Source organism: Sulfitobacter sp. HGT1 (assembly GCF_013282155.1).
In the GTDB taxonomy this organism is placed as follows: Bacteria; Pseudomonadota; Alphaproteobacteria; order Rhodobacterales; family Rhodobacteraceae; genus Sulfitobacter.
In genome coordinates this window covers 86,474-99,625 of record NZ_BLWI01000005.1, presented here as the reverse complement: position 1 = coordinate 99,625, position 13,152 = coordinate 86,474, and the positions used below count along the sequence as shown (strand labels likewise).

The following is a 13,152-nucleotide window of genomic DNA, read 5'->3' as shown; positions in this document are numbered from 1 at the left end:
TATATGCGCTTTGGCAGTCTAACCGCCAAAGGCACCATTTTGTTCCGCGTTAGTCGCGCAACAGTTCGTTGATCGACGTTTTCGAACGGGTCCGTTCATCCACGCGCTTGACGATCACGGCACAGTACAGGTTCACGCCATTCTTTGATGGCATCGACCCTGCAACAACAACCGAACCGGCAGGAACTTCGCCATACATGACTTCGCCGGTGTCACGATCAAGAATCTTGGTCGACTGGCCGATGAAAACGCCCATGCCCAGCACGGACCCTTCGCGTACGATACACCCCTCGACCACCTCGGACCGCGCCCCGATAAAGCAGTTGTCCTCGATGATTGTCGGGCCCGCCTGCATGGGTTCCAGCACGCCACCGATACCCACACCGCCGGACAGGTGAACGTTCTTGCCGATCTGCGCGCAGGACCCGACTGTCGCCCATGTATCAACCATTGTACCGCTGTCGACATAGGCACCGATGTTCACAAAGGATGGCATCAACACGACGCCCGGCGCGATATAGGCCGATTTGCGCACAACGCAGTTGGGCACAGCGCGGAAACCGGCTGTTTTCCATTCGTCGTCGCCCCAGCCTTTGAACTTGCTATCGACCTTGTCCCACCAGCCGGCACCCTGCGGGCCGCCAGTCTGATGTTCCATGTCTTTAATGCGGAAACCCAGCAGAACCGCCTTTTTGGCCCATTGGTTTACATGCCAATCGCCATTTTCGCGCTTTTCAGCAACCCGCAGTTTGCCGCTGTCCAATGCGGCCAATGTGGCCTCGATGGCGTCACGCTGTTCACCTTTGGTGGCAGAAGTGATCGTGTCGCGGGCATCCCACGCAGCTTCGATTGCGGTTTCAAGTTGTGCATTAGACATATGGTTGGCTCCGGAATATGGGGTCAGGTGTTGCGCATGGCTATACCCTCGTCAGGTTGTGCGCGCAATCATAACGGCTGGCGTGGTCATTTGCGTAGAACGCGGGCATGTTAGCGACAAGGATCAAACCGGAGAATTTGATGACCGAACAGACACGCCACCCCCTGCGCGATGCCGTTGCTGACAGCGCCAAGGCCAGGGAAGTCCCGGACACACCACAAACCCGCGCGCCGGCCTATCGGCTGGCGTTTACCGACCAGGAATTTATGGGCCACGATGCCTTGCGTCCGGTCCGGTTGCAGTTGGAACTGCTCAAGCCAGAAATGGGGCTGGATGCGCATGGCATCACATCAACGATCGTGCTGTTTGGCGGCGCACGCATCCCCAAACCGGCAGATAAAGACAAGGCGCGGACCAAGACATTGGCCGAGCTGTCGCATTTCTATGAAGAAGCGCGTGAATTTGCGCGCCTGATGACGTTGAAATCGGTAGAAACAGGCGGCCGCGAAAACGTCATCGTGACCGGCGGCGGCCCCGGCGTGATGGAGGCCGGTAACCACGGTGCCGTGGACGCGGGCGGGCGTTCCATCGGATTGAACATCGTGCTTCCGTTTGAACAGGCCCCGAACGCATATGTCACGCCAGAGCTGTGTTTCAACTTCCACTATTTCGCGATCCGCAAAATGCATTTCCTGATGCGGGCGCGTGCAATTTGTGTGTTTCCAGGGGGCTTTGGCACCATGGATGAAACATTCGAAGCATTGACCCTCATTCAAACCGGCCGCATGTCGCGGGTGCCGTTTTTGCTGTTTGGGCGTGCCTTCTGGGAAAAAATCATAAACTGGGAAGCGCTGGCAGATGCCGGTACCATCTCAGTCGAAGATCTTGACCTGTTTAGGTTTGTTGAGTCCGCTGACGAAGCGATGCACGTGATTGATAACTGGGAAACGGCACCGGCACGGGATTCTTTGCCCGGCAGGTGATTTCACAAGACCAAGCGGTATCGTTCAGGCGCACAGCTCGGCGGGCAACGTACATACTTCGACGTGATGCGGAAGGGTCTCAAGCACGTGACCGTTTTCCGTATCACGCACGCTGTAGCCATAACCGGCCAGACGGTGCTTCCATTCGCGAACAGACAAGGCGCGTTCACGTTCATTGGTGACCAGGGTCATAACCTCGGCAGTCAGGAAGGCGTCGCTCTTAATGATAACAGACATTGGATATTGCTCCTAATTGTGTTGTCGATGGAAACAATATCTTGGGGGATGATGTCTTAAGTTCCGCCGAACTGTGGCAGGCCAAAGGTCACTTCAGGACGTCTTTGCCTTAATTTGCCACCCCCTGAATTTAAACAATTTTCGCCAACCACGGTGCTTCTCTGGCGCGACATCCCAGCGCCAGAGTGGATTTAAACCCGTGTTTAAGGGGGCGCGGGTCCTTAAAGGCCTGCGTCTGCTTCGATCTGCTTGCGCGATTTGCGCGCGCGTTCGGTCGCTGATTTCAGCTGCCCGCAAGCCGCCATGATATCCTCGCCGCGTGGTTTGCGCACCGGGGATGCATAGCCCGCTTTGTAAACAATCTCTGAAAATGCACGAATGCGATTGTTCGACGACCGCTTGTAAGGCGCGCCGGGCCATTCATTGAACGGGATCAGGTTGATCTTGGCCGGGATGCCCCGGATCAGCTCGATCAGCCGATAGGCGTCCGCATCGCTGTCATTCACCCCGTCCAGCATCACATATTCAAAGGTGATCCGCTCTGAATTGCTGACCTTTGGATAGGCCCGCAGCGCCTCGACCAGTTCGGCAATATTCCAGCGTTTGTTGATCGGCACCAGCTTGTCGCGCACTTCGTCTGTTGTGGCATGAAATGATATGGCCAGCTGGCAACCGATTTCCTGCGCCGTACGCGCAATTTCCGGCACAACGCCAGACGTGGACAAGGTAATGCGGCGGCGTGATAGCTGGATCCCTTCGGGGTCCATCGCAATTTTCATCGCGTCGCGCACGTTCTCAAAGTTATAGAGCGGCTCGCCCATGCCCATCAAAACGATGTTCGACAACAGGCGCGGTGCCTCGGTGATCGTACCGGGAACCGGCCATTCTCCCAGATCATCCCGCGCGACCATAACCTGACCGATAATCTCGGCTGCGGTCAGATTGCGCACCAGTTTCTGCGTGCCCGTGTGACAGAACGAACAGGTCAACGTGCACCCGACCTGAGAACTCACGCACAATGTCCCGCGCCCTTCTTCAGGGATGTACACCACCTCGACCTCGTGACCGCCAGCAATGCGCACCAGATATTTGCGTGTGCCGTCTTCTGACACCTGCTTGGTCACAACCTCAGGCACGGCAATCACGAATTTCTCAGCCAGTTCCGCGCGAAATGTCTTGGACAGGTTGGTCATATCCGCAAAATCACGCGTGCCCCATTGATAAATCCACTGCCAAATCTGGCCGACCCGCATCTTGGCCTGCTTTTCCGGCGTGCCATGGGCGATCAAGACATCCCGCATCGCGTCACGCGTCAAACCGACAAGGTTGATCGGCCCCTCCGGCAATTTGCGCGGAATGGTCATGACATCTTGAGTGATCGGCGCGGTCGCAGACATTGGGATTCTCCGGGATGTGGGTGTTTCAGCGGTCTATATAGGCATTCGCGCCCAGATCTAAATGAAAAAAGCCCCGCCACTGGCGAGGCCCTCTAAGATATCGCCCAAAGCCTAGCCGCCGCAGCGCTTTGCCGCGTCTTCAACAGCTGCGGTAAAGCCCAGCAATGAAAATGTGTCTTTGGTCTGTGTGCCACGACCGGAACGGGCCGTCATGATGGCGCTCGCCCCCCGCTTCATCGCAGTGATGATCTTGTTGTCATCCTCGGGGGTTGCAGGCCACGCCCATTCACCTTCGGTGAACAATTCAAACGTGGTGCCGCTGATATCCATGTTTACGGTCGATCCAGATGCAAAGGGATAACCGCCTGTGAATGCAACCTGACCCTTGGCCCCCGCACTGGGGCGGTAAAAAACCATCAGCAATGTCTGGCCACGGTTCACAGCAACAACGCGCCCGTCCCGCGAATTCACCATTTCCTTGGGCGTTGAAACACCCCAGCATTCGGTCGGATTGTCTTCGACGAAAACGCTCCAATCGGTTTCCGCAGCAACACGATTAGTGCTTTGCGATTGCGCCATCGCGCCACCCGCAGCGAACCCCGCAAGGGCTGCGGCCAAACCAATTGTTCTTAACTTCATCATCTACCTAGGCCTCCAGCCGCCATTATCCTCAACATTTCCATCAACTCCACCGGCAGCCTTTCGGGAGGCGCTCTTTAAAGGAACTGTATTTCTCTCGACAACAAGCATATTAACGCCAAACAGGCGACCTGCGAAACCCTGATTGGCAGGAATTCGCCCAACAAAAGGATGAAAGATGACACAACCGGCCCCCTTTGCAGAAATCTGGCGCGGCACCTTCCTTGAAAGCGTGCATTCGGGCCATGCGGTTGTGTGCGATGAAAAGGGCCAGATCGTCCACGCATGGGGAAATCCCGAGGCCGTCATCCTCCCGCGGTCATCCGCCAAAATGATACAGGCTCTGCCTCTGGTGCGCTCTGGCGCTGCGGATGCGATGGGCCTGGGGCCCCAACATCTTGCGCTTGCTTGCGCCTCACATCAGGCCGCCAGCCTTCACACGGGGATCATCGGGAAATGGCTTGATACCATGGGCCTTGGCGACAGCGATTTTCGTTGCGGCTCCGCCGTTCCAGGCGACATGGATGCACGCGACGCCCTGATCCGCGCCGATGAAAAGCCCTGCCAAATTCATCATGAATGCTCGGGCAAACATGCAGGCTTCCTGACGTTGAACAAACACCTCGGCGGCGATGCGGATTATGAAAAACCCGACCACCCCGTACAAAAGGCCTGCCTCGAGGCATTCGAAGGTGTCACAGACCTCACTTCCTTCGGTTACGGGATCGACGGTTGCTCCGTGCCGAATTTCGCGACCACATTGCACGGCATGGCCCGCGCGATGGCGCATTTCGCAGCAGCCCCCGATGGCTCGGCCGAGGCAAGACTGCATCAGGCGATGCGCTTGCACCCCGAACTCGTCGCCGGTGAAACCCGCGCTTGCACAGGTCTCATGCGTGCGATGAACGGCAAAGTGGCAATAAAAACAGGCGCAGAAGGGTTCTTCATCGCGATCCTGCCCGAACAAAAACTTGGCGTTGCCCTCAAAGCGTCCTGCGGCACTGTGCGGGCCTCGAACTGCGCCATCGCCTCAATTCTGGTGAAACTCGGGGCCCTCGACCCCAACCACCCAGAGGCGCTGAAATACCGCAATGCACCAATCGAAAACCGCCGCGGCATTATTACTGGCAGCATTAAACCCGCCGCAACCTTCGCTTAAAACACGCGGTGCCCCATTTCCAAATGGTTAAGAATCCCGGGGTATGGGGCAGCGCCCCATGCACCTCTCCGCCTAAACGACAAACTCGTTCTTGGCATAGCCCTGCACATACAGCAGCGCCGTCAGGTCACCAAAGTTGACCCGGACATCACATTCCGCGGCCACCACCGGTTTGGCATGCAACGCAACACCCATACCCGCGCGGTGCAACATGCCCAGATCATTGGCACCATCGCCAACAGCCAGCACATCCGCTTCTGCCAGGCCAAGCCGTTTCGTGATGTCGTCCAACGCGTCGACCTTGGCTTGCTTGCCCAGAATTGGCTCAGCAACCTCACCCGTCAGTTTGCCTTCACTGACCAGCAGCGTATTCGCCCGGTTCTCGTCAAACCCCAACGCCTTGGCCACCGATGACGTGAACGCCGTGAAACCGCCCGAAACAAGCGCCGCATAAGCGCCGTTCGCCTTCATCGTCGCCAAAAGGGCCCGCCCGCCCGGCATATAAGTGATCCGCTGCTCCAGAACGCGGCCGATTACGGCTTCTTCCAGACCGGCAAGCAGGCCAACCCGCTCACGCAATGCCCCCTCGAAATCCAGCTCGCCGTTCATGGCACGCGCTGTGATATCCTTGACCCGCGCGCCCACGCCCGCCTCATCTGCCAATTCGTCGATACATTCCTGCTGGATCATCGTACTGTCCATATCGGCCAACAGCATTTTTTTGCGCCGCCCACTCGCTGGCACAATGATCAAATCAACACCCATACCCTGACATTCGGCCCAGATATCCCAGCGGTTCCCCGGCATTCGCATCATATTGAATGTCGCGGCCTCGTCGGGGGCCAGCCAGATCGCGTCCCCGCCGCCCCAGGCATTGCGCAGGCTATCGACCAACGCAGCCTCCAGCTTTGGTCTTTGAGGAGAGGTTAACAAAGTCACACTATGCATCGTCGAGTTTCCGATCCGCGTCAGAGCTGTCGTAAAAAGCCAATCAAGCGGCGTTCTAGCGATATTTTCCGGCTTGTGCCAGACCGTCCGCACCTCTAGATGCAGCGATGGGACACCCTTCCCCAACGAAGGGCGCTTATCTGAAAGGGTAGCTAAATGGCTATTACAGTACCTACCACGCGACCAACGAATCCGCGTTTTTCCTCCGGCCCCTGCGCCAAACCCCCCGCATATGATCTGACCAAGCTTGCAAGCGCGCCATTGGGCCGCAGCCACCGTGCTGCACCGGGCAAAGCCAAGCTGCTTGCCGCGATCGAGACAACGCGCGAGATTCTCGGCGTGCCTGCGGATTACAAAATCGGCATCGTGCCCGCCTCCGATACCGGCGCTTACGAGATGGCCATGTGGACCATGCTGGGCGAACGCCCCGCTGAAATGGTCGCCTGGGAATCATTCGGCGCTGGCTGGGTCACTGATGCCGTCAAACAGCTGAAAATCGAACATGCCGTCCACACTGCCGACTACGGCCAGATCGTGGATATGGCGTCGCTCAACTATGACAACGACGTATGCTTTACCTGGAACGGCACCACATCCGGTGTGCGCGTTCCGACCGGTGATGTGATCCCCGCCGATCGCAAGGGCCTGACCCTGTGCGACGCGACCTCTGCCGCCTTCGCGATGGACCTGCCCTGGGACAAGCTGGATGTGACCACCTTCAGCTGGCAAAAAGTGCTCGGCGGCGAAGCGGCGCATGGCATGCTGATCCTCAGCCCGCGCGCGGTTGAACGGCTCGAAAACTACACGCCTGCATGGCCCCTGCCCAAGATTTTCCGCCTCACCAAAGGTGGCAAGCTGATCGACGGCATTTTCAAGGGTGAAACCATCAACACGCCTTCCATGCTGTGTGTCGAAGATTACTTGCTGGCGCTGGACTGGGCGAAATCTGTTGGCGGCCTGCAAGGCCTTATCGGTCGCGCCGATGCCAACACCGCCGCGATTGCCAAGTTTGTGCAAGACCACGACTGGATCGATTTCCTTGCCACCGATCCCGCGACACGGTCCAACACATCTGTCTGCCTCAAGTTCACAGATGACCGTATCGCTGATGGCGCTGCCTTCGCCAAAGCCGTTGCAAAACGCCTGGCCGACGAAGATGTAGCACTGGACGTTGGTGCCTACCGCGATGCCCCTCCGGGCCTGCGCATCTGGTGCGGCGGCACGGTTGAAACCTCGGATATCGAGGCAATGCTGCCGTGGCTTGCTTGGGCGTTTGAGTCCGAAATCAACGCATAATTCCGGGTTCCCCGCCCTGCGCCGCGCGTAGGGTGGGTGCCAACCCACACCCCCCTTCTATTTAAAAAAGGAGCGCCAAACATGGCCCCCAAAGTTCTCATTTCCGACAGCCTGTCCGAAGCCGCCGTTCAAATCTTCAAAGACCGTGGCATCGAGGTCGATTTCCAGCCTGATCTGGGCAAGGACAAAGAAAAACTGGCCGCCATCATCGGCAACTACGACGGTCTTGCCATCCGCTCGGCGACCAAAGTGACCGAAGCGATCCTTGCAAATGCGAAGAACCTCAAGGTTATCGCCCGCGCCGGTATCGGTACAGACAACATCGACAAAGACGCCGCATCGAAAAAAGGTGTGATCGTCATGAACACGCCTTTCGGCAACATGATCACCACCGCCGAACACGCCATCGCGATGATGTTCGCCGTGGCCCGTCAAATCCCCGAAGCCTCTGCATCGACCCACGCCGGTAAATGGGAAAAGTCCAAGTTCATGGGCGTCGAGCTGACAGGCAAAACCCTTGGCGTCATTGGTGCGGGCAACATCGGTGGCATCGTGTGCGACCGTGCGCGCGGGCTGAAGATGAAAGTCGTCGCCTATGATCCCTTCCTTGGCGAAGAAAAAGCCAAGAAAATGGGCGTCGAAAAGGTCGAGCTTGACGAATTGCTGGCCCGCGCTGATTTCATCACGCTGCACGTCCCCTATACCGATCAAACCGCCAACATCCTGTCCAAGGAAGCCCTGGCCAAGACCAAAAAAGGCGTGCGCATCATCAACTGTGCCCGCGGTGGTCTGGTAGACGAAGAAGCCCTGGCCGAAGCGTTGAAATCCGGCCATGTCGCTGGTGCTGCCTTTGACGTGTTCAAAGTAGAACCCGCAACCGAAAACGTTTTGTTCGGTCTGCCAAACGTGGTCTGCACCCCACACCTTGGTGCCGCCACGACCGAAGCTCAGGAAAACGTGGCCCTGCAAGTCGCCGAACAGATGTCCGATTACCTACTGACAGGCGCTGTTTCCAACGCCTTGAACATGCCATCGGTTACAGCTGAAGAAGCCAAAGTCATGGGCCCATGGATCACTTTGTCCGGCCACCTTGGCGCGTTTATCGGCCAGATGACGGACGAGCCGATCAAGGCGATCAACATCCTGTACGACGGTCAGGTATCTGAAATGAACCTGAACGCGCTGAACTGCGCGGTTGTTGCAGGCATCATGAAACGCGCGAACCCCGATGTGAACATGGTCAGCGCACCTGTGGTTGCCCGTGAAAAAGGCATCCAGATCAGCACCACAAACCAGGACAAATCCGGCGTGTTCGACGGCTATGTCAAGGTGACGGTCGTGACCGAAAAGCGCGAACGCTCCATCGCGGGCACCGTGTTCTCGGACGGGAAGCCACGTTTCATCCAGATCAAAGGCATCAACATCGACGCCGAAATCGGCGCGCACATGCTGTACACCACCAACGAAGATGTCCCCGGCATCATCGGCACATTGGGCCAGACGCTGGGTGCCAACGGTGTGAACATCGCGAACTTTACCTTGGGCCGCTCGGCTGCCAAAGGCGAGGCGATTGCGCTGCTCTACATCGATGACGCTGTATCTGCAGCCGTGATCAAGCAATTGCAAGACACAGGCCTGTTCACCCAGGTCAAAGAGCTTGAGTTCGACGTTTCCTAAACGCCTCCAGCATGATTTCTCCAAAGCGCCCCCTTCAAGGGGCGCTTTTTTCGTTCGGCCCGACAGCCTCCAAACCGCAGCCGTCAAATCAGACAGCACCAACGCCAGCCCGGCTTCCCCTTTTCCCGCAGATCAGGCATCATAAGACCAAGCAACAAGGAAATATGTTCATGTCCACGCCCATCTATGCCGTCGGTGATATTCACGGCCAACTCGACGACCTGCACCGCGTGCTGGAGTTGATCGAAGCAGACGGTGGCAAAGACGCCGAAATCGTGTTTCTGGGGGATTACGTCGATCGCGGCCCCGACAGCAAAGGCGTCGTTGATCTGCTGATGACAGGGATCACCCAAGGCCGTAACTGGACCGCCATCCGCGGCAATCATGACCGGTATTTCACCCGTTTTCTGGACGACCAAACCGTCTTCGATCCAGCCACCCGCGCAGATCTGTTCTGGATGAACCCACGCTTGGGCGGGGATAAAACCCTGCTTTCATATGGCGTTGTCGGCGAAGATTACGCGCCCGTCGACCCAATCCATCAAGCAGCGCTACAGGCGGTGCCGCAATCACACCGCGATTTTCTGGATAACCTGCCGAATATTCACATCACCGATCACCTGATTTTCGCCCACGCAGGCCTGCGCTACGGCGTTCCGATCCAGGATCAAGTCGAAGACGATCTGATCTGGATCCGCGGCGACTGGCTGACCGAATATCACGATTTCGGCCGCCCCGTCGTGCACGGGCATACCGCCGTCGACTATCCCGAACACCACGGATACCGCATCAACCTTGACGCTGGCGCGGGCTATTTCAAGCCGCTCCAAGCGGCAGTTTTCGAAGGTCAGGACGTCCATGTGATATCCGAAAAAGGCAGGGTGCCGCTCCGCCCCGCAAGCTAATTCCAAATGGACTTAAATCCCGGGGGAGTCGCGGCATCGCCGGGACGGGGGCTGGCCCCCTAAACCCCGGTCCAGTCCAGAACCACCTTGCCGGACAAGCCCGATTTCATCGCTGCAAACCCGGCCTCGAACTCATCCGCACCAAAGCGGTGGGTGATGATCTTGGAAACATCCAACCCGTTTTCGAGCATAGCAATCATCTTGTACCATGTCTCGAAAATCTCGCGGCCATAGACGCCTTTAATGGTGATCGCCTTGAACACGATCCGGCTCCAATCCACCGGCGACTTGCCGGGGGGAATCCCCAGCATGGCAATGCGGCCCCCCATGGTCATCGCTTCGACCATTTGGTCCAGCGCCATCTGGTTGCCTGACATTTCCATGCCGACGTCAAAGCCCTGCTTCATCTTCAGCTTTGCGATCACATCATTCAGATCTTCTTTGGCGACGTTGACTGGCGTCACATCCGCAACCTGCGCTGCCAGTTCCAGACGCGCAGGATTAACATCCGTGATCGCAACATGGCGCGCACCGACATGCCGCGCGACCGCTGCGGCCATGATACCGATCGGCCCTGCACCGGTAATCAACACGTCCTCGCCCACCAGATCAAAACTAAGCGCTGTGTGAACAGCATTGCCAAGCGGATCAAGGATCGCCCCGATGTCATCGGAAATCTCGTCCGGCAGCGGCACCACATTGAACGCGGGCAGACGCAGGTATTGCGCAAAGGCACCCTGTTCGTTCACGCCAATGCCCCGCGTTGCCGGATCAAGATGAAACTTCCCCGACCGTGACTGGCGGGATGTCTTGCCAATCAAATGCCCCTCGCCGGAACATCTTTGCCCAATGGTCAGATCAGTGACATTGCGCCCCAACTCCACAATCTCTCCGGCGAATTCATGGCCTGTGATCAACGGCACAGGCACGGTTTTCTGCGCCCATTCATCCCAGTTCCAAATGTGAATGTCGGTGCCACAAATACCGGTCTTGTTGACCTTGATCAGCACATCATCCGGCCCGATTTCGGGAACCGGTGCGCGGGTCATCCACAAACCTTCGCGCGGCTCCGATTTACACAGCGCTTTCATCTGGTTGCTCATGACAAAACCCCGCAGGCCTTGCCCGCGACCTCGAAGGCGACAAGCGCGCGGTCCAGTTCATCCTTCGTCAACGCAGCGTTCATCTGCGTTCTGATCCGCGCCTGACCCCGCGGGACAACCGGAAAGAAGAACCCGCTGACATAGACGCCTTCCTCGAACAGTTTGGTCGCCATATCCTGCGCCAATTGGGCCTCGCCCAACATCACCGGGATGATGGGATGTTCACCAGGCAACAGATCAAAGCCCAGATCGGTCAACCCCTTGCGCCAATAGGCAGCGTTCTCAAACAATCTCGCGCGCAGATCATCGCCCTTCTCGACCAGCTCAAGCGCCTTGATACCTGCCATCACGATGGACGGCGGCAGGGAGTTCGAAAACAGATAGGGGCGCGCGCGCTGGCGCAGCAGATCAATCACAGGCTGCGGCCCCGCGATATAGCCACCGATCGCACCGCCAAGCGCCTTGCCCAGCGTCCCCGTCAGAATATCCACATCCACACCGAAATGTGCCGGCGTCCCTGCCCCTTTCGGCCCCATAAAGCCGGTGGAATGGCAGTCGTCGACCATAACGAGGGCTTCGTATTTTTCTGCGAGGCGGGTAATGTCCGGCAGATTAGCCAGATAGCCGTCCATGCTGAACACGCCATCCGTCGCAATCATGATGAACCGCGCCCCTTCTTCACGGGCAAGCTTTAGCTGTCCCTCAAGGTCGTTCATGTCGGAATTGGCATAGCGATAGCGCTTGGCCTTGCACAGGCGGATGCCGTCAATGATCGACGCGTGGTTCAAACTATCCGAGACGATTGCGTCTTCGGGCCCGAAAAGCGGTTCGAACAAGCCGCCATTGGCATCGAAACACGCCGCGAACAGGATCGAATCATCCTTGCCCAGAAACTTGGCCAGCTTCTGTTCAAGTTCGCGGTGGATATCCTGGGTGCCACAGATGAACCGGACCGACGCCATGCCGAACCCTCGGGGGCCCATGGCATCCTGGGCTGCTTTGATCAGGTCGGGGTGATCGGCCAACCCTAGGTAATTATTGGCACAAAGGTTGATGACATGCCGCCCGGCGACATCAATATTACCCGACTGGGGCGAGGTGATCATGCGCTCGCGCTTCATCATGCCTTCCGCCTCGATTTGCGCAAGTGTGGCTGTGACGTGGTCGAGATAAGTCTGGGTCATGATGAAGCTCCTTTTCAGAACTTCTATCATAGCGGATTATTTTCCGGAACAGGGGAAATCCTATATGACGGATTTATTCCTGTATTTTGGAATCAAGCATTCTGAACGACCAGAAATGCCCGAACGGCCCCGCCTATTGCCGTAATCGCATGGGGAACGTCGGCAGGATACCGCGCCGTGTCGCCAGTGTTGATCGTGCTTTCGGCGTCGCCGCTTTGCAGGCCTGCTGTGCCCTGGATAACTGTCAGATGTTCGCGGGCACCGCGGGTATGGGGCTGGCTGTCCAGTTTCCCGCCCGCATCAATCAAAAGTTCGTAAACTTCGTGCTTACCGGCCTCTTCGGGCGGAGAAAGGATGCGGATGTGGCATCCCGTTCCCAGATTATGGATCGTGGGCACTTCGGCGGCGCGCAAGATTTCGATCTGGGCCGGAGTTTGAGTGCTGTCCAGAAGCCCCGCAAAATCGACCTGCAAAGCCCGTGTCAGGTTCCACAATGTTGCGATTGTCGGGCTGCTTTCGCCACGTTCAATCTGGCTGACCATCGACCGGGACACGCCCGAAAGCTTGGCCACGGCATCAAGGCTGAGGCCTTGTGCAGTACGGGCCGATTTGAGGCGCGAGGGCAATTGGGTAAGAATAGCGTCAGGGTTATCCGTCATAGTGGATAACTGCACGTCGGGCATCCCCCCTGTCAATGGCTGTGTTTTTTGCAAAGCGCCGGGGGTTTTGCACCCCCGGACCCCCGCA

13 protein-coding genes are annotated in these 13,152 nt (G+C 57.6%); 5 read left to right on the top strand and 8 right to left on the bottom strand.

Annotation, left to right across the window (positions count from 1 at the left end):
• Positions 1–49: 49 nt before the first annotated feature.
• Complete coding sequence (dapD, locus tag HGT1_RS04970; RefSeq protein ID WP_176248821.1) at positions 50–877, bottom strand: 2,3,4,5-tetrahydropyridine-2,6-dicarboxylate N-succinyltransferase; 828 nt, start codon at positions 875–877, stop codon at positions 50–52.
• Positions 878–1,017: 140 nt separating this feature from the next.
• On the opposite strand from dapD, the gene HGT1_RS04965 reads away from it, so the two are divergent.
• Positions 1,018–1,860, top strand: coding sequence for an LOG family protein (locus HGT1_RS04965; RefSeq protein ID WP_176248820.1), 843 nt, complete (start codon positions 1,018–1,020; stop codon positions 1,858–1,860).
• Positions 1,861–1,884: 24 nt separating this feature from the next.
• Here the strand turns inward: HGT1_RS04965 and HGT1_RS04960 are convergent, their stop codons facing one another.
• The 3 genes from HGT1_RS04960 to HGT1_RS04950 all read right to left on the bottom strand — a co-directional run bounded on the left by HGT1_RS04960 (position 1,885) and on the right by HGT1_RS04950 (position 4,136).
• Positions 1,885–2,097 carry a hypothetical protein gene (locus HGT1_RS04960; protein WP_176248819.1) on the bottom strand — a complete coding sequence of 71 codons (213 nt, stop codon included), beginning with the start codon at positions 2,095–2,097 and terminating at the stop codon, positions 1,885–1,887.
• 221 nt (positions 2,098–2,318) lie between these two features.
• Positions 2,319–3,494, bottom strand: coding sequence for a 23S rRNA (adenine(2503)-C(2))-methyltransferase RlmN (gene rlmN, locus HGT1_RS04955; protein WP_176248818.1), 1,176 nt, complete (start codon positions 3,492–3,494; stop codon positions 2,319–2,321).
• Positions 3,495–3,605: 111 nt separating this feature from the next.
• Complete coding sequence (locus HGT1_RS04950) at positions 3,606–4,136, bottom strand: invasion associated locus B family protein (protein ID WP_176248817.1); 531 nt, start codon at positions 4,134–4,136, stop codon at positions 3,606–3,608.
• 175 nt (positions 4,137–4,311) lie between these two features.
• Here HGT1_RS04950 and HGT1_RS04945 point away from each other — a divergent pair, with 175 nt between their 5' ends.
• On the top strand, positions 4,312–5,292 hold the full coding sequence (locus HGT1_RS04945) for an asparaginase (RefSeq protein WP_176248816.1): 981 nt from the start codon (positions 4,312–4,314) through the stop codon (positions 5,290–5,292).
• 72 nt (positions 5,293–5,364) lie between these two features.
• On the opposite strand, the gene serB is transcribed toward HGT1_RS04945, so the two are convergent.
• Positions 5,365–6,240 carry a phosphoserine phosphatase SerB gene (gene serB / locus HGT1_RS04940; RefSeq protein WP_176248815.1) on the bottom strand — a complete coding sequence of 292 codons (876 nt, stop codon included), beginning with the start codon at positions 6,238–6,240 and terminating at the stop codon, positions 5,365–5,367.
• Positions 6,241–6,396: 156 nt separating this feature from the next.
• Here serB and HGT1_RS04935 point away from each other — a divergent pair, with 156 nt between their 5' ends.
• The 3 genes from HGT1_RS04935 (at position 6,397) to HGT1_RS04925 (ending at position 10,118) form a co-directional block, all read left to right on the top strand.
• On the top strand, positions 6,397–7,536 hold the full coding sequence (locus HGT1_RS04935; protein WP_176248814.1) for a phosphoserine transaminase: 1,140 nt from the start codon (positions 6,397–6,399) through the stop codon (positions 7,534–7,536).
• A gap of 81 nt (positions 7,537–7,617) precedes the next feature.
• On the top strand, positions 7,618–9,213 hold the full coding sequence (gene serA, locus HGT1_RS04930) for a phosphoglycerate dehydrogenase (protein ID WP_176248813.1): 1,596 nt from the start codon (positions 7,618–7,620) through the stop codon (positions 9,211–9,213).
• A 170-nt stretch (positions 9,214–9,383) separates the two neighbouring features.
• The gene (locus HGT1_RS04925; protein ID WP_176248812.1) at positions 9,384–10,118 is read left to right on the top strand and encodes a metallophosphoesterase family protein; all 735 of its coding nucleotides are present in this window, start codon (positions 9,384–9,386) and stop codon (positions 10,116–10,118) included.
• Positions 10,119–10,177: 59 nt separating this feature from the next.
• On the opposite strand, the gene tdh is transcribed toward HGT1_RS04925, so the two are convergent.
• The 3 genes from tdh to HGT1_RS04910 form a co-directional block, all read right to left on the bottom strand.
• Entirely contained in the window at positions 10,178–11,221 is a 1,044-nt protein-coding gene (tdh, locus tag HGT1_RS04920; protein WP_176248811.1) for an L-threonine 3-dehydrogenase, read from the bottom strand.
• Positions 11,218–12,405 (bottom strand): glycine C-acetyltransferase, encoded by a 1,188-nt coding sequence (locus tag HGT1_RS04915; RefSeq protein ID WP_176248810.1) that lies wholly within the window; start codon positions 12,403–12,405, stop codon positions 11,218–11,220. Before HGT1_RS04915 ends, tdh begins: the two co-directional genes overlap by 4 nt.
• Positions 12,406–12,497: 92 nt before the next feature.
• Positions 12,498–13,064 (bottom strand): helix-turn-helix domain-containing protein, encoded by a 567-nt coding sequence (locus HGT1_RS04910; protein WP_176249052.1) that lies wholly within the window; start codon positions 13,062–13,064, stop codon positions 12,498–12,500.
• Positions 13,065–13,152: the final 88 nt, after the last annotated feature.